14 protein-coding genes are annotated in these 16310 nt (G+C 55.2%); 4 read left to right on the top strand and 10 right to left on the bottom strand.

Going from position 1 to position 16310, the window contains the following annotated elements; genetic code table 11:
- Positions 1-4 precede the first annotated feature (4 nt).
- The gene (gene aceF, locus G506_RS0106665; protein WP_028116180.1) at positions 5-1615 is read left to right on the top strand and encodes a pyruvate dehydrogenase complex dihydrolipoyllysine-residue acetyltransferase; all 1611 of its coding nucleotides are present in this window, start codon (positions 5-7) and stop codon (positions 1613-1615) included.
- Between the two features lie 119 nt (positions 1616-1734).
- Complete coding sequence (lpdA, locus tag G506_RS0106660; RefSeq protein WP_028116179.1) at positions 1735-3159, top strand: dihydrolipoyl dehydrogenase; 1425 nt, start codon at positions 1735-1737, stop codon at positions 3157-3159.
- Between the two features lie 425 nt (positions 3160-3584).
- On the opposite strand, the gene hxpB is transcribed toward lpdA, so the two are convergent.
- A complete protein-coding gene (gene hxpB / locus G506_RS0106650; protein ID WP_028116177.1) occupies positions 3585-4247 on the bottom strand; it encodes a hexitol phosphatase HxpB in 663 nt (220 codons plus the stop codon).
- A 256-nt stretch (positions 4248-4503) separates the two neighbouring features.
- Here hxpB and acnB point away from each other — a divergent pair, with 256 nt between their 5' ends.
- The gene (gene acnB, locus G506_RS0106645) at positions 4504-7098 is read left to right on the top strand and encodes a bifunctional aconitate hydratase 2/2-methylisocitrate dehydratase (protein WP_028116176.1); all 2595 of its coding nucleotides are present in this window, start codon (positions 4504-4506) and stop codon (positions 7096-7098) included.
- Positions 7099-7196: 98 nt separating this feature from the next.
- On the opposite strand, the gene G506_RS0106640 is transcribed toward acnB, so the two are convergent.
- Positions 7197-7679 carry an Rsd/AlgQ family anti-sigma factor gene (locus G506_RS0106640; RefSeq protein WP_028116175.1) on the bottom strand — a complete coding sequence of 161 codons (483 nt, stop codon included), beginning with the start codon at positions 7677-7679 and terminating at the stop codon, positions 7197-7199.
- Positions 7680-8198: 519 nt separating this feature from the next.
- Between G506_RS0106640 and hemE the strand changes: the two genes are divergently transcribed.
- Complete coding sequence (gene hemE, locus G506_RS0106635; RefSeq protein WP_028116174.1) at positions 8199-9263, top strand: uroporphyrinogen decarboxylase; 1065 nt, start codon at positions 8199-8201, stop codon at positions 9261-9263.
- Positions 9264-10086: 823 nt separating this feature from the next.
- Here the strand turns inward: hemE and G506_RS0106630 are convergent.
- The 8 genes from G506_RS0106630 to G506_RS19085 all read right to left on the bottom strand — a co-directional run bounded on the left by G506_RS0106630 (position 10087) and on the right by G506_RS19085 (position 16296).
- Complete coding sequence (locus G506_RS0106630; protein ID WP_028116173.1) at positions 10087-10623, bottom strand: thioredoxin family protein; 537 nt, start codon at positions 10621-10623, stop codon at positions 10087-10089.
- Positions 10624-10731: 108 nt separating this feature from the next.
- The gene (hemB, locus tag G506_RS0106625) at positions 10732-11742 is read right to left on the bottom strand and encodes a porphobilinogen synthase (RefSeq protein ID WP_028116172.1); all 1011 of its coding nucleotides are present in this window, start codon (positions 11740-11742) and stop codon (positions 10732-10734) included.
- Positions 11743-11967: 225 nt separating this feature from the next.
- Positions 11968-12513, bottom strand: coding sequence for a hypothetical protein (locus tag G506_RS0106620; RefSeq protein ID WP_156904823.1), 546 nt, complete (start codon positions 12511-12513; stop codon positions 11968-11970).
- A gap of 53 nt (positions 12514-12566) precedes the next feature.
- The gene (gene tatC / locus G506_RS0106615) at positions 12567-13322 is read right to left on the bottom strand and encodes a twin-arginine translocase subunit TatC (protein WP_028116170.1); all 756 of its coding nucleotides are present in this window, start codon (positions 13320-13322) and stop codon (positions 12567-12569) included.
- A 3-nt stretch (positions 13323-13325) separates the two neighbouring features.
- Positions 13326-13733, bottom strand: coding sequence for a Sec-independent protein translocase protein TatB (gene tatB / locus G506_RS0106610; protein WP_028116169.1), 408 nt, complete (start codon positions 13731-13733; stop codon positions 13326-13328).
- A 6-nt stretch (positions 13734-13739) separates the two neighbouring features.
- Positions 13740-13991, bottom strand: coding sequence for a Sec-independent protein translocase subunit TatA (tatA, locus tag G506_RS0106605; RefSeq protein ID WP_028116168.1), 252 nt, complete (start codon positions 13989-13991; stop codon positions 13740-13742).
- A gap of 68 nt (positions 13992-14059) precedes the next feature.
- The gene (gene ubiB, locus G506_RS0106600) at positions 14060-15697 is read right to left on the bottom strand and encodes a ubiquinone biosynthesis regulatory protein kinase UbiB (RefSeq protein ID WP_028116167.1); all 1638 of its coding nucleotides are present in this window, start codon (positions 15695-15697) and stop codon (positions 14060-14062) included.
- Positions 15688-16296, bottom strand: coding sequence for a ubiquinone biosynthesis accessory factor UbiJ (locus tag G506_RS19085; protein WP_051201961.1), 609 nt, complete (start codon positions 16294-16296; stop codon positions 15688-15690). The genes ubiB and G506_RS19085 overlap by 10 nt, the downstream gene beginning before the upstream one ends.
- Positions 16297-16310 lie beyond the last annotated feature (14 nt).

Raw genomic sequence — 16310 nt, 5'->3', positions numbered from 1 at the left:
CGATATGGCAATGGAAATTATCGTACCGGACATTGGTGCCGATGAGGTGGAAGTCACCGAGATTTTGGTCAGCGTCGGCGATCGCGTCGAGATCGATCAATCGCTGCTGACGGTGGAAGGTGATAAAGCTTCGATGGAGGTGCCAGCCTCCCACGCTGGGGTGGTCAAAGCGATCAAAGTGGCGGTCGGCGACAGTGTCGCCACCGGCAGCCTGATCATGCTGTTTGATACTGAGGCGGCGCCAGCTGCCGAAACCGCACCTGCGCCCGTCGCCGAGGCAGCAGTCCCAGCGGCGGCAGCGGAGCAAGTGATTGTGGTGCCAGACATTGGCGGCGACGAAGTCGAAGTCACCGAAATCTTAGTGGCGGTTGGTGACAGCATCAGCGAGGAGCAATCGCTGCTGACGGTGGAGGGCGATAAAGCGTCGATGGAGGTGCCGGCACCGGTAGCTGGGGTGGTCAAATCGATCGACATCAACGTTGGTGACAGCGTCAGTACCGGCAGCGCGATTATGCTGTTCACGGTGGCCGCGGGCGCCGAGGCTAGCTCTGCCGCAGCGCCAGAAGCGGCACCAGCAGAAGCCGCTGCAACGACAACAGCAGCACCGACCCAAGCGGCTGCACCAACCCCTGCGCCGGTCGCACCGACTCCAGCCCCAGTTGCTGCCGCCACTGGCGAGTTTACTGAGAACCGTGCTTACGCCTACGCTACTCCGCTAATTCGCCGTTTAGCGCGGGAGTTCGGGGTTGATCTATCGAAGGTAACCGGCAGCGGTCGCAAACAGCGGATCGTTAAAGAGGACGTGCAAGCCTACGTCAAAGCGGCGCTGGCCAAGGTGCAGTCCGGCCAAATCGGCAGCAACGGCGGCGGTTTGGATCTGATCCCATGGCCACAGGTCGACTTTGCCAAGTTTGGTGAAGTGGAGCAGATCCCGCTGAATAAGATTAAGCGCCTGACCGGCAGCAACCTCAGTCGCAACTGGGCGATGATCCCCCATGTGACTCAGTTTGATGAAGCCGACATCACCGAAGTGGAGGCGTTCCGTAAGGAGCAAAACCTCGAAGTGGTCAAGAAAGAGCTTGGCTTTAAGATCACCCCGTTGGTGTTCATCCTCAAAGCGGTGGCTAAGACGCTGGCGGATCTGCCGCAGTTTAATGCCTCGCTGAGCGCCGATGGCCAAAGCGTTATTCGCAAGAAGTACATCCACGTTGGCGTGGCGGTCGATACCCCCAATGGCTTGGTGGTGCCAGTGATCCGCGATGTCGATCAAAAGGGGATCTACCAGCTATCGCAAGAGCTGCTGGCGGTCTCCAAGAAAGCCCGCGATGGCAAACTGACCGCCGCTGATATGCAGGGCGGCTGCTTTACCATCTCAAGCCTTGGTGGCATTGGCGGTACCGCCTTTACCCCAATCGTCAACGCGCCGGAGGTGGCAATCCTTGGCGTCTCCAAGTCGGAGATCAAACCGAAGTGGAATGGCAGCGAGTTTGTGCCACGGCTGATGTTGCCACTGTCGCTGTCATACGATCATCGGGTGATCGATGGCGCCGATGGTGCGCGCTTTAGTTCGACGCTGGCGGCCTATCTGTCTGATATCCGTAAGCTGACGTTGTAATAGATCGTCTGTAAAGCTCACAGTAAGCCGGATCTTTGTGATCTGGCTTCTGGTTTAGGTCGACGGCAGATACAATGGCCGCGACCCCAATGGATTGCATAAGAATAAAGAGGAATATCATGAGCCAAGAGATTAAAGCTCAGGTTGTGGTACTGGGCTCTGGCCCAGCGGGTTACTCCGCCGCCTATCGCGCAGCGGATCTGGGTTTGGAGACCGTGCTGGTCGAGCGTTACAGCACCCTCGGTGGCGTTTGTCTGAACGTCGGTTGTATCCCATCTAAAGCGTTGCTGCACATCGCCAAAGTGATCGATGAAGCCAAGCACGCGGCGGATCATGGGGTCAGCTTTGGCGCGCCGCAGATCGATCTGGATAAGATCCGCAGTCATAAAGATCAAGTGGTTAGCAAGCTGACCGCCGGTGTGGCTGGCATGGCCAAGATGCGCAAAGTGACCGTGGTTAACGGTCATGCCCAGTTCACCGGCAGCAACAGCATGGCGGTTGAAGGCGAAGCGGGCACCACCGTGGTTAACTTCGATAACGCCATCATCGCCGCCGGTTCTCGGCCAATTCAGCTGCCATTTATTCCGCACGAAGATCCCCGCATTTGGGATTCTACCGATGCGCTGGAACTGAAAGAGATCCCTGGCAAACTGCTGATTATGGGCGGCGGCATCATCGGCCTGGAGATGGGTACCGTCTATGAAGCGTTAGGTTCTAAGGTGGATGTGGTCGAGATGCTCGATCAAGTGATCCCAGCGGCGGACAAAGACGTGGTGCGCTACTTCACCAAGCGGATGAGCAAGAAGTTCACCTTTATGCTGCAAACCAAAGTGACCGCCGTGGAAGCCAAAGAAGATGGCATCTACGTATCGATGGAAGGCAAAAAAGCGCCGACCGAGCCAGAGCGTTACGATGCGGTGCTGGTGGCGATTGGCCGTACTCCAAATGGCAAACTGCTGAACGCCGAAGCGGCTGGGGTGAACGTCGATGAACGCGGCTTTATCAACGTGGATAAGCAGATGCGCACTAACGTGCCGCACATCTACGCCATTGGCGACATCGTGGGCCAGCCAATGTTGGCCCACAAAGGGGTGCATGAAGGTCACGTTGCCGCCGAGGTGATCTCCGGTAAGAAACACTTCTTCGATCCAAAAGTGATCCCATCGATCGCTTACACCTCGCCAGAGATCGCTTGGGTTGGTTTGACCGAGAAAGAAGCCAAAGAGCAGGGCATCAATTTTGAAACCGCGGTGTTCCCTTGGAGCGCCTCCGGTCGTGCTATTGCGCAGAACGCCTCTGACGGCATGACCAAGCTGATTTTCGACAAAGACAGCCATCGGATCATTGGTGGCGCGGTTGCGGGCGATAACGGCGGCGAGCTGCTGGGCGAAATTGGTCTGGCGATTGAGATGGGCTGCGATGCCGAAGATATGGCGCTGACCATCCACGCTCACCCAACGCTGCATGAGTCGGTTGGTCTGGCGGCGGAAGTGTACGAAGGCAGCATCACCGATCTGCCAAACGCCAAAGCTAAGAAGAAGTGATCCTTAAGCTGTTAGTGGTTAGCGATTAGTTTTTAGTAACAGCAAAAACAAATCGCACAGCGGTAGCAATGAACAAGGGCAGCCAAGTGGCTGCCCTTTGTTGTTACAGTGGTCGCGGCTATGATTGAACCACTGACGATTGCGCCAGCGGGTTTTGGCCGACTCGCGGCGCTGAGCGGTGTGCTGCGTATTGAGGCCGAAGGGCAGGATGCCCGAAGTGCGCTGCTAAGCCATGGATGGCGCATCAGCGCAGTGCCGAAAGGAGCAGCACAAGGAGCGAAGGGATTTCGCCGTGTTGGAGGCATTTGGGATTGAAAAGGGTGAAACCCTTTCCCGCCGGAGGCGAATACCAATCAGAAAAATTATTTGGTGGCTCCAACTTCGCACCAGAAAATCACAACATTAATCTAATTGGTGTTATCAGCTTAGAACTGCAACTCCTCAAGCGATCGCAGTTGCAGATCGGCGATCGAAAAACGCGGATCCTGTTGTTGGTTAGCTTCTGGAATGGCGACAACCTTCATGCTGGCGGCTTTGCCGGCGATAACCCCTGTGACGGAATCTTCAATGGCGACACAGTTACTCGGGATAATGCCGAGTCCCTCGGCGGCGTTGAGATAAACCTGCGGGTGCGGTTTGCCATAGGGCAATGCTTCGGCGGAGCAGATCACCTCAAATGCATCGGTTAACCCCAGCCGTGCTAAGGTGGCGTCAATCAGTAGCGTCGGTGATGAGGTCGCCAGCGCCAAACGTAATCCTTTGGCTTTGATGGCGACGATCGCTTGTTGTACGCCCGGTAGCGGTTGTCCTTGGTGGCGCACCAGCTGGGCGACCTGCTCGACAATCTCATCGGCAACTTCGGTAACGGTGGCGCCGGACCACGGATGGCGCTGCTGATACATCGCCACGATCAGATCGATGCGGATCCCGGTGGTGCGCACCGTATCTTGCCAAGTCAATGGCACCCCATAACGTGGTAGCACTGCCATCTGGGCTTGTTGCCAAAATGGCTCGGAATCAACCAGTACCCCATCCATATCGAAGATCACCGCTTCGATGCCGTGCCAACTTAGTTGCGTTTTGTTCATTGGTATTCGACTTAAGTCTTTGTCTTTAGTGACTATATTAATTTTTTCGGGAATGGTCATTATCGCCGATAGCAACGGTTGCCATACATCAAGTTTACTGGCGCTTTAGTTGAGCATTGATTCAAAATTGACCCCAATCTCGCTATACTGCCGCCACCTTAAGGCGCGATGTCGGTCACGGATAAGGTGATTGCGTGCGTCGGTTCACAGGATGTGCAGCTTGTCGTGAGCTTGCAAGATGAAGAGGAATGTCATTGTGTTAGAAGCCTACCGCCAACACGTCGCAGAACGTGCCGAACAGGGCATTGTCCCCAAGCCCCTGGATCCTCAGCAAACCGCTGATCTGATTGAACTGATTAAAACCCCGCCTGCCGGTGAAGAGGCGTTCCTGCTGGATCTGTTGGAAAACCGTATCCCACCGGGTGTGGATGAAGCCGCCTACGTTAAAGCCAGTTTCTTGGCCGCCATCGCCAAAGGCGAGGTGAGCTCGCCGCTGGTCAGTGCTGAAAAAGCAATTCAGCTGCTTGGTACTATGCAGGGTGGTTACAACATCGAACCACTGATTGCCGCGCTGGACAACGATGCCCTAGCGCCAATCGCCGCTGAAGCGCTGTCGCACACGCTACTGATGTTCGATGCTTTCCACGATGTGGTAGAGAAGATGAAAGCCGGTAACGCGGTGGCCAAGCAGGTTGTGGAATCTTGGGCCAACGCCGAATGGTTCACCTCTAAGCCAACCTTGGCAGAGAAGATCACCCTGACTGTATTTAAGGTCACCGGTGAAACCAACACCGATGACTTGTCACCGGCGCCTGACGCTTGGTCACGCCCTGATATCCCACTGCATGCGTTGGCGATGCTGAAAAACGCCCGCGATGGCATTGAGCCTGACGTGGCTGGCGAAGTGGGCCCAGTAAAACTGATTGAACAACTGAAAGCCAAAGGTCACCCAGTGGTTTACGTTGGTGATGTGGTGGGTACCGGCTCTTCCCGTAAATCCGCCACCAACTCGGTGCTGTGGTTTATGGGCGACGACATCCCATTTGTGCCAAACAAGCGTGCTGGCGGTTTCTGTTTCGGCGGCAAGATTGCGCCGATCTTCTTCAATACCATGGAAGACGCCGGTGCTCTGCCAATCGAGATGCCGGTGGATGAGATGGCGATGGGCGATGTGATTGAGGTCTACCCCTATGAAGGCATCGTTAAAAACCAAGCCGGTGCGGTGATCTCCGAATTTAGCCTGAAGACCGACGTGCTGCTGGATGAAGTGCGCGCTGGCGGTCGTATCCCATTGATCATCGGCCGTGGTTTGACCGATCGCGCTCGCGAAGCGCTGGGGTTGGCGGCGTCCGAGGTATTCCGTCGTCCGCAAGATGTCGCCGACAGTGGCAAGGGTTACACCTTGGCGCAGAAGATGGTGGGTAAAGCCTGCGGTGTGACTGGGGTGCGTCCTGGCCAATACTGTGAGCCGAAGATGACTACCGTGGGGTCGCAGGACACCACTGGACCAATGACCCGTGACGAACTGAAAGACTTGGCGTGTTTGGGCTTCTCTGCCGACTTGACCATGCAGTCGTTCTGCCATACCGCCGCGTATCCTAAGCCGGTGGACGTAAACACCCATGCGACCTTACCTGACTTCATTATGAACCGTGGTGGGGTCTCGCTGCGTCCGGGTGATGGCGTGATCCACTCGTGGCTGAACCGGATGCTGCTGCCGGATACCGTTGGTACCGGTGGTGACTCCCACACCCGCTTCCCGCTGGGGATCTCATTCCCTGCCGGCTCCGGTCTGGTGGCATTTGCGGCGGCCACTGGGGTGATGCCGTTGGATATGCCGGAATCAGTGCTGGTGCGCTTTAAAGGCAAGATGCAGCCGGGGATCACCCTGCGCGATTTGGTGCACGCTATCCCGTATTACGCTATTCAAAAAGGGCTGCTGACGGTCGAGAAGAAAGGCAAAAAGAACATCTTCTCTGGTCGAGTGCTGGAAATTGAAGGTCTGGAAGATCTGACCGTTGAGCAAGCGTTTGAACTGTCCGACGCTTCGGCGGAACGCTCTGCCGCCGGTTGTACCATTAAGCTATCGGAAGCTTCGATCTCTGAATACCTGCAGTCCAACATCGTGATGCTGAAATGGATGATCGCTGAAGGTTACGGTGACCGTCGTACCATCGAACGCCGCATTCAAGCGATGCAAAACTGGCTGGCCAAGCCAGAGCTGATGCAGGCGGATGCCGATGCTGAGTACACCGAAGTGATCGAAATTGATCTGGCTGAGATCAACCAGCCGATTCTGTGTGCGCCAAACGATCCGGACGACGCACGGCTGCTATCCGAAGTGCAGGGCGAGAAGATCGATGAAGTGTTTATCGGTTCGTGCATGACCAACATCGGTCACTTCCGTGCCGCTGGTAAGCTGTTGAACGAGCACAAAGGAGCATTGCCAACCCGACTGTGGGTAGCACCGCCAACCAAGATGGACGCCAAGCAGTTAACCGACGAAGGTTACTACGGCATCTACGGTAAAGTTGGGGCGCGCACTGAGATGCCGGGCTGTTCACTGTGTATGGGTAACCAAGCACGGGTGGCGGATAACGCCACTGTGGTATCGACCTCGACCCGTAACTTCCCGAACCGTTTAGGCACTGGCGCCAATGTCTACTTAGCGTCAGCAGAGCTGGCGGCGGTATCGTCAATCATGGGTAAACTGCCGACGGTGGAGGAATACTTGGAGTACGCCAAGGTGATCGACTCGCAAGCGGCGGACACCTATCGTTACCTCAACTTCCATCAGATGGAGCATTACACCAAGCCAGCCGGTGAGGTGATTTTGCAGCAACCGGCCTGATCGCTGACTGTGGCGTCGATTTTTCGGTGCCACGTATCTGTCGGCCAATAACAAAGCCCCGCGAGAGCGGGGCTTTTTGGTTGCTGTCGGTAGGGAAGTTAGGACGCTTGGGTTTCTGGATGGTGGATGTAGATGGTTTCCAGCATCTGATCTTCCAGCGCAAATCGTTCCTCCATCGCCTGCCCAAGCTTGGACAGATCCTGATCCAGAGACACCAGTTGCTCATCGCTGAGGCCGTTGGTGTAACGGTCGTTAAAATCGAGGGCGACATCAGTGCAAAGATTGATTTTCGGGATCAGCTCTTCAGCCAGCTTACGGCTTTGCGCGCCATTGGTGTCGCAGGCGGCAGCGACCTGGTCGTACACCTCAAAATGACCAGCGGAGGCGTAATCCATCAGCAAGCCACAAAATTGTTTGATGGTTTGCTCGTCGGGCAAGGTGCGTTGTTCATTTTGATAGGGGGGCAACCCGGCAAGCTGGCAATAGCTGACCAGCAATTGACGTCGGCTTTCCAGCCACTGATCGATCAGTTTACTGGCGCCGCCCCACGCATCGACAGCTTGTTCTAGTTTGCTCAGCATCTTGCCGTCTCCCTCGGTAATTGGTTTTTGTTTATCCAATTTAAGTTGCTCGGTAGCGATCGATCAACGGTTTTTTGTTGTGAATTTGTGATTTGGGTCATTCCACTTTAGCTGGCTTTAAGGCAGTTGCTGTTGGGCGATTTCGATTCAGCATTCGTGGCGAAATAATCGCAATGATTCGGTGCTAAGTTTATGAAATAAAATAACTTTAAGCTGGTGCTTGAGCGCCGATTGGTAAAAGTGTGTGTTACGTCACTGTGGCATCTGTGTGGGTCAATGGTGAGAAATGAGAAACAAATCACTGCTAACTCGTGAATTTGTGGCGGGCTTCACGCCCGCTTCGTATCAATTGCTAACCTCGGTGCTACAATGGCTGCCACTTTTTGCTTATGCCATTCGCATTCGGTTTTTTGGCCTAGCCGAGTTCGCAGGAATAACAGTCTCTGTAGCGCGAACCTGACACTGTGACCAATCAACCCCGCGAAGTGGTTTTGTATTGCTGTTATTGGATTAGAACAGATGTCAGAACTGAAGAACGACCGCTACCTGCGCGCGCTGCTGCGTCAGCCAGTTGATGTGACCCCAGTGTGGATGATGCGCCAAGCCGGTCGCTACCTACCAGAATACCGCGCGACTCGCGCTCAGGCGGGCGACTTTATGAGCCTGTGTAAGAACCCTGAGCTGGCCTGCGAAGTAACCCTGCAACCACTGCGTCGTTACGAGCTGGACGCCGCCATTCTGTTCTCCGACATTCTGACCATTCCTGATGCGATGGGTCTGGGTCTGTACTTTGAAACCGGCGAAGGCCCACGTTTCCAAAAGCTGGCTGACAACATGGCTGCCATTGAAGCGCTGCCAATTCCAGATCCAGAGCAAGAGCTGGGTTACGTGATGGATGCGGTACGCACCATCCGTCGTGAACTGAAAGGCGAAGTGCCGCTGATCGGTTTCTCCGGTTCACCATGGACTCTGGCGACCTACATGGTTGAGGGCGGCAGCTCGAAAGATTTCGCTAAGACCAAAAAGATGGCGTTCGCTGAGCCACAGATGCTGCACCTGCTGCTGGATAAGTTGGCCGATTCAGTAATTCTGTACTTGAACGCCCAGATCAAAGCCGGTGCGCAAGCGGTGCAGATCTTCGACTCATGGGGCGGCGTGCTGTCTGGCCCAGCTTACGAAGAGTTCTCGCTGCGTTACATGCACAAGATCGTTGATGGCCTGATCCGTGATCACGACGGCCGTAAAGTGCCAGTGGTACTGTTCACCAAAGGCGGTGGTCAATGGTTGGAAGCGATCGCTGCAACTGGTTGTGACGCGGTTGGTCTGGACTGGACCGTTAACATGCACGACGCTCGTCAGCGTGTTGGTCACAAGGTTGCACTGCAGGGCAACATGGATCCATCCATGCTGTACGCGCCAATCCCGCGCATTGAGCAGGAAGTTGAGCGTATCCTAGGTGAGTTCGGCCACGGTGAAGGTCACGTCTTCAACTTGGGCCACGGCATCCATCAGTTCGCTGATCCAGAGCACGCTGGCGCCTTTATCAAGGCTGTACACGAGCAATCCCGCAAGTTCCACATCTAATGCTTGCTTGGCTCCACTAGAGCCGACAGTTAGAGAAATCAAAAGGTCGCTTCGGCGGCCTTTATTGTTTCTGAGCATTCATGCTGTACGCCATACCCAAGAGCCCGCGCATTGAGCAGGAAGTTGAGCGCCTTTAAGGTTGACGAAAGCCCTTCGTTCTCACCGCAATCGGTAGCCGCGAACGGGTTCGCGGGATTGTTGGTTGGCAGGTTGGAGTCTCGACTTGTTGTAGCACCGCTGCACTTTGTAGCTTTTGCCTCCGGCGGCCACGGGGCTTCGCCCCTTTGGATTCCCCTTCGCCTCCAAGGTTGACGACAGCCCCTCGTTCTCACCGCACTTCGCGGCAGCACCGGTCCGAGGCGGCATCCATGCCTTCACGGGCCTCTCGGGCATCCTGCCCTCGGCTCGCCGCTGCGTTTGCGGTTTCACTCGGCGTCAACTAGTCGGCTTAGAGCGCTCCGATTTACCCTCATCGGAAACAGAAACGTCAGCAGTTTTACTGTAACGGTTGCGCCAACTGGCTTTTGCCGACTCGCGGCGCTGAGTGGTGTGCTGCGTATTGAGGCCGGAGGCCATGGATGGCCGAAGTGTGCGGCTAAATCAGGGATGATGAATCCGCGCAGTGCCGAAAGGAGCAGCACAAGGAGCGAAGGGATTTCGCCGTGTTGGAGGCATTTGGGATTGAAAAGGGTGGAACCCTTTCCCGCCGGAGGCGAATACTAATCAGTGTTGTTCGGGGCAGCGTTAGATAAAGCAAAAGGTCGCCTTGGCGACCTTTTGTTGTTCTTTCGGGCAGGCAAAGCTGTCTGCAAACCTTATCGCGTTACTGGCTTACGATATCCAGTAGATCCAGTTCGGTGCTGTGGGTGGTGCGCTCGATGATGCGGCCAATCTCTTTACCGCCCTGCATGACGATGATGGTCGGAATACGGGTAAAGTCGTAGTCGGCGGCGAGGCCGTCGGCATCTTGTTTGTCGCGATCTACGCCAATGTAGCTGACTTTGAGCTGTGGGTTGGCGGTCTCGGCCAGTACTTTGGCAAGACGTGGGGTTTCGCGATGACAATCTGGACACCAGGTCCCTAAAATCACCACAATTTCGGTAGGCAGCGACAGCTGCTGCAGTTTGGCGATTACCGCATTTTCAGGCTGGTAGCGGTCATATTCGGCTTGGTAGTCAGGTTGTTGAGCCAATTGCTCGGCATTCAGTAGACCGGTCAAAATCACTTCACTGTCCTCTTTGGTGCAGGTGGCAAACAGCCCCGTTGAACGCTCGCCGGTTTGAAAACCACAGCCGCTGTCGGCATAGGTTGGGGCGATCAGCAGGGGGCTGAGTAGGGCGGTTAGCATTAATCGACGCATGGTAACGTACTCCACGGTTTCAGTGTCGATAAGACCATCCATGGCTGGGAAAGTTACAATTAAAAACGGCGAGCTTGGCTCGCCGTGATATTGATCAATCGCTTGCGATTATTGCGCGTCTTTTAAGTAGTGGGCGATATCTTTAGCGAAGTAGGTCAGCACGCCGTCGGCACCGGCACGCTTGAAGCACATCAGCGCTTCCATCACCACTTTCTTCTCATCCAGCCAGCCGTTTTGGGCGGCGGCTTTGATCATCGCGTACTCGCCACTAACTTGGTAGGCGAAGGTCGGTACCTGCAGTTCGGTCTTAACGCGGCGAACGATGTCCAGATAAGGCATCCCCGGTTTCACCATCACGTAATCGGCACCCTCTTCGATGTCCATCGCCACTTCCTGAATCGCTTCATCGGAGTTGGCCGGATCCATTTGGTAGGTGTGCTTGTTGCCACTGCCAAGGTTACCAGCAGAGCCGACCGCATCACGGAATGGGCCGTAGTAGCTGGAGGAGTATTTGGCGGAGTAAGCCATGATCTGAGTGTTGACGTGACCGGCGACTTCCAGCGCATCGCGGATCTCGCCGATGCGGCCATCCATCATATCGGATGGGGCAACGATATCGGCACCGGCTTCAGCGTGGGACAGCGCCTGCTGTACCAGCACTTCGGTGGTGATGTCGTTAAGGATGTAGCCGTCTTCGTCGATGATGCCATCTTGGCCATGGGTGGTGAATGGGTCCAGTGCTACGTCGGTGATAACGCCCAGTTCAGGGAAGGCCGCTTTCAGCGCCCGCACAGCACGTTGTGCCAAGCCTTGTGGATTGTAAGCCTCTTCCGCGCCCAAGGATTTTTGCTCTTCAGGGGTTACTGGGAACAGTGCCACCGCAGGAATGCCCAGCTCGACCAGCTCTTTGGCTTCTTCCAGCAATAGGTCAATCGACTTGCGCTCAACCCCCGGCATCGATGGCACCGCTTCGCGGCGGTTTTCACCTTCCAGCACAAACACCGGGTAGATCAGATCGGCGGCGCTGATGGTGTTCTCAGCCATCAGGCGACGGGAAAATTCGGCTTTACGGGCACGACGCATACGACGACGTGGGAAGGCTCCAATAACTGGACTCACAGTTAGCTCCTTGTTGATAAAGTGTCCCTATGCGAGCGCAAGGGTGACAGTGCGTTGCTGTCTATCGGAGCATGTTAGCAAAAGGCGTTAATGTTGAACTGAGATCACCCACAAACAAAACGATTTGTTTACAGATCTGGTTCAAGCTTTTGATGGTTGGCGCTGAAACTTTGGCTGGCATGGCGGCGGCATTCGCGGCCAACCACCACACCAGATAGATTGCGATTACAGGCGTTTTACCCGAACCCGTTTGTTGCTGCCCTCGCGGCTAAGCAGGAACGATCCAAGTGAGGCGCGTTCGATGGTGACGCTGTCGCCACGGCGTACTTTAAGGTTACTGCTGTCGGTTTGTTTCCAGCGCTGGCCATTGGTGAGGGTTAAGGTCCATTTGCCATAAGGATCATTAGCGATTTTTTCCACCGTGGCGCTGATCGCATCCAGCGTTTTACTGGCAGCAATGGCTTTGTTTTCGTTACCAAAGCGAGCCTCGGCATCGACTTCAGGGGCTATCGTAGTGGCAGTGGTGGAAGTCGTTGTTGCCTGTGGTGCGGGTCGGCTAAAGGCGTCGCGAACGAGGCTGTTGATGTTGTCGTAGCATTCCAACCGTTCTAGCTTGTCGCTTTTGCTTTGGCAGCTGCTGATGGCGTCGGCCATCTGATCGTAACAGGCGAGGCGGTCGCTATGGCTGCTTTGACTTTGGCAACCGGCGCTAGATGCAAAAGCGGCGCTGCTTAGAAGCAGCGCCGCCATCGATAGGGGTAGATAACGCATGAATCCCTCCGTGGCGTAACGTAGATTGTTACCCTAACCACGGCGAGTGCACCTTAGGCGCGTTCTTCGGCGTCGCTCTGCTCCTCTTCTTCGTCGTCTTTTGGCTGGTACATGCGGGCAAACACCAAGCCGGCTTCAAACAACAGCAGCATCGGCACCGCCAGCATGGTCTGTGAGATCACGTCTGGCGGGGTTAGGGCCATGCCGATAACAAAAGCACCGACAATGATATATGGCCGTTTCTCTTTTAAGCTTTCGACGCTAGTGGCGCCGGTCCAGCACAGCAACACTACCGCGATTGGGATCTCAAAAGCCACACCAAAGGCAAAAAACAGCTTAAGCACAAAACTTAGATAGCTGTTGATGTCAGTGGCGATCTGCACCCCTTCTGGGGCGACACTGGTGAAGAAGCCAAACACCACTGGGAACACCAAGTAGTACGCAAAGGCGATACCGGCGTAGAACAGAATGGTCGAGGAGAACAGCAGTGGCATCACCAACCGTTTTTCATGCTTGTACAAGCCCGGAGCAATAAATGCCCACGCCTGATAAAGCACTACCGGGATAGCGATGAAAAACGACAACACTAACGTCAGCTTGAATGGCGCGAAGAATGGCGAAGCCACCTCAGTCGCAATCATCGAAGCTGATTCTGGCATCACCCCTAACAGTGGTTGTGACAGATAGTTGTAGATGTCGTTGGCCCAGTAAGCCAAGCAGGCGAACACCAACAAGATGGAACCGACAGCTCGCAGTAAGCGAGTGCGTAGCTCCATCAGATGGCTGATAAGCGGTTGTTGATCAGACATGGTTTAATCTTTTGCTGGCGAGCTGGAAGAAGCCTTAGGCGCCTCTGCTGCTGGCGCAGGAGCGGCCGTAGCAGTTGCATCAGCGGCGGCTGGGGAGGCTGCGCTGCTGTCATCAGTGGCGTAAGGACGGTTAACCGAAGCAGCCGCTTCGCGCAGCTGCTCGATCGACTTTTGCAGTTCTGGATCCAGATCCGCAAGTCCTTTTGACTCTGCTTTTTTAAGATCCGCTTGCAGCTGTTCAATCTTCAGCTCTTGCTCCAACTCAGTGCGAACCGAGCTGGCCATCCGCTTAACGGTGGTAAACCAACGGGAAACGGTGCGCACTGCCACAGGCAGACGCTCTGGCCCTAGTACCACCAAACCGATGACACAGGTTAGAACGATTTCAAAAAAGCCGAATCCATCGAACATTGGGGATTACGCCTGTTCTTTTTTCTGCTCAGCTTCGGTCTTTACCGCAGCTGGTTTGTCCGCTGCTGGCTTTTCTACGGCTGGTTGCTCGGCCACTTTGTTGTCTGCGGCTTTTGCTTCTTCATCGCCAATGGCTTTCTTAAAGCCCTTTACCGCGCCGCCTAGATCGCTGCCGATGCCGCGCAGTTTCTTGGTTCCGAACAGCAGAATGACGATCAAAGCAACGATCAAAAGTTGCCAAATACCAAAGTTACCCATTGATGGCTCCATCTTTGTAGGTTGAACTGATGAAAAAATAAGTCACCAGTGAATAAGCTTACCGTGGCTTATGCGGGTTTTCTAACCTGCCATGCAATAAACCAAGCCACAACACCAACCGCTGCCAGAGCGATTGAAGGCCAGATTGTAATGGTTTTATCCAGTAAGATTGTGCTTGAGATCACTAAAACACTGCCCCCATGGAACAACAAACTGCTTTTGTGCAGTCGCTTCCGTTGTTCGATATAACTGGCCAGAATTCGCTGTGGTTGACGCAGTAATTCGCCACCAAGTTGTAAGTTTTCATGTATTAGGGCTGGTATTTCCGGCAATTTTTCGATCGCTTCAGGGCCGTGATCCTGCAATCGCTGCCATTGCTGTTTGGGGCTGACTCGCTGCGCTTGCCAATGCTCGAGGTATGGCTTAGCGGTGGCCCACAGATCCAGTTGCGGGTACAGCTGTCGCCCTAGGCCCTCAACGTACAGTAGGGTTTTTTCCAATAGCACCAGTTGCGGCTTAACCACCATGCCGAATTCGTGGGCGGTGCGAAATAGGCTAACCAGCACGTGCCCAAAACTGATGTTGCCCAGCGGTTGGTTCTGCAGTGGTTGAAATACCTTCCGTAAGGCGAACTCAAACTCGTGGATGTCGGCGTTGCGATCGACCCAGCCGGTCGTCAGAAACACCTGCGCCAGTCGCTGATAATCGTGGCGGAAGAACGCCAGAAAAATCGCTGCCATGTCGCTTTTGTCTTGTTCCGACAATTGGCCGACGATGCCGTAATCGATGCCGATGTAGTTTGGATCGCTCGGATCGCTAACGTCGATAAAGATGTTGCCCGGATGCATATCGGCGTGGAATAGGTTGTCGCGAAATACCTGGGTAAAGAACACTTCAACGCCACGTTCCGCCAGCTTTTTCATGTCGGTACCGGCCGCGTTCAGCGCCTCAATGTCGGTCACGGGAATGCCGTAGATCCGCTCGACCACCAGCAGGTCTTTATGGCTGAATTGGTCGTACACCTTGGGTACGTAGAGCGCATCGGAACCGGAAAAATTGGCGCCAACGCGCATCGCGTTGTGGGCCTCACGGGTTAGATCCAACTCGGCCAAGATGGTGCGGCGATAATCGCTGACCACTTCCACCGGATGCAGCCGTTTGCCTACACGAGTTGCGGCCACCAGCTTGGCTGCCAGTAACATCAGCTGCAGATCGCTGTTGATCACTGCCTCGATCCCGGGGCGGATCACCTTCAGCACTACCTCATCGCCACTGTGTTTGAGCTTGGCGCTATGCACTTGGGCAACCGAGGCCGAGGCCAGCGCTTCGGCGTCGAAGTCGATAAAGAACTGCTCGATCGGCGCGCCGAGCGCCGCTTCGATCCGCTGTTTGGCCTCATGGCTGGCAAACGGTGGAACGCGATCTTGCAGCTGCGCCAGCGCCTCGGCCAACTCATCGTTAAGCAGATCGCGGCGGGTCGAGAGCATCTGCCCGAACTTGATAAACACCGGCCCCAGAGTCTGCAGCGCCAGCTTGACCCGTTGTGGCAACGGTTGCTCTGAGTGTTTGCGGCCAACCCAGAACAGCGCGCTATCCAGCCAGCGCAGTGGTCGCGGTTGTTGGGCGGCGGGCAGAACATCTAACAGTTGGTATTGGCGGAAGGTTTTGGCGATGGTGTAACCGCGGCGCAGCGCTGTTAATGGCATGGTTTGCCCTCGTGCTTGGCCAGTCGTTGCCGCAGTGCCGTTACTCGTTGTTCAAGTTGGCTTACTTGCTCGGCAAATTGGTTCAGCTCTGGGGTGGTTACCCCTGGTTGCAGTTCATCGCGAACAAACTGACGGCTGTGCTGTTGCAGGCGCTTTAGGTCGTCGCTGGCGCGATTAAATAGGTTGCGGCCAAATCGATCCAAGCGGTGCGCCATGGCACCGCCAACCACCTTAGACAGTGGTTCGGCCAGATCCGGTTCGATCGCCGCCAGCAGGTTAGCCAGTTGCCCAGCCAGCTTGAGATCGCCATCGATATAGATCTCGCCAGCTTGCGCCAACTCGGTCAGGTTGGTGCCTTGCTTTAGCTGTTGTAGTGCGCTGATGGTGACGATCAGCGAGCAATCAAGTTCGCCGTCATAACGGCTGTAGACCTGAACCGGATCGGTCATCACCAAATAGAGTGGCACTGGCAGCGGTTGCAGTTGTAGGTGGATCACCTGACCACGCCATTGAGTTAGCGGTTGGGGGTTGGGGTGCTGGGTTAACAGCTTGGCCAGAGCCGTTTCGACTGCTCCGGCTAACAGGGTCGCAAACTGCATGGATCCGTCCGAGT

The sequence above is a fragment of the Ferrimonas senticii DSM 18821 genome (genome assembly GCF_000422665.1).
Classification (GTDB): domain Bacteria; phylum Pseudomonadota; class Gammaproteobacteria; order Enterobacterales; family Shewanellaceae; genus Ferrimonas; species Ferrimonas senticii.
This window is presented reverse-complemented; position numbering and strand designations above follow the sequence as displayed.

What these genes read in the sequence shown, in the direction of transcription:
- G506_RS0106640 (WP_028116175.1), bottom strand. Translation starts at nt 7,679, where the DNA reads ATGCTGAGCAAACTAGAACAAGCTGTCGATGCGTGGGGCGGCGCCAGT.
- hemE (WP_028116174.1), top strand. Translation starts at nt 8,199, where the DNA reads ATGTCAGAACTGAAGAACGACCGCTACCTGCGCGCGCTGCTGCGTCAG.
- tatA (WP_028116168.1), bottom strand. Translation starts at nt 13,991, where the DNA reads ATGGGTAACTTTGGTATTTGGCAACTTTTGATCGTTGCTTTGATCGTC.
- lpdA (WP_028116179.1), top strand. Translation starts at nt 1,735, where the DNA reads ATGAGCCAAGAGATTAAAGCTCAGGTTGTGGTACTGGGCTCTGGCCCA.
- aceF (WP_028116180.1), top strand. Translation starts at nt 5, where the DNA reads ATGGCAATGGAAATTATCGTACCGGACATTGGTGCCGATGAGGTGGAA.
- tatC (WP_028116170.1), bottom strand. Translation starts at nt 13,322, where the DNA reads ATGTCTGATCAACAACCGCTTATCAGCCATCTGATGGAGCTACGCACT.
- ubiB (WP_028116167.1), bottom strand. Translation starts at nt 15,697, where the DNA reads ATGCCATTAACAGCGCTGCGCCGCGGTTACACCATCGCCAAAACCTTC.
- G506_RS0106630 (WP_028116173.1), bottom strand. Translation starts at nt 10,623, where the DNA reads ATGCGTCGATTAATGCTAACCGCCCTACTCAGCCCCCTGCTGATCGCC.
- G506_RS19085 (WP_051201961.1), bottom strand. Translation starts at nt 16,296, where the DNA reads ATGCAGTTTGCGACCCTGTTAGCCGGAGCAGTCGAAACGGCTCTGGCC.
- hxpB (WP_028116177.1), bottom strand. Translation starts at nt 4,247, where the DNA reads ATGAACAAAACGCAACTAAGTTGGCACGGCATCGAAGCGGTGATCTTC.
- tatB (WP_028116169.1), bottom strand. Translation starts at nt 13,733, where the DNA reads ATGTTCGATGGATTCGGCTTTTTTGAAATCGTTCTAACCTGTGTCATC.
- G506_RS0106620 (WP_156904823.1), bottom strand. Translation starts at nt 12,513, where the DNA reads ATGCGTTATCTACCCCTATCGATGGCGGCGCTGCTTCTAAGCAGCGCC.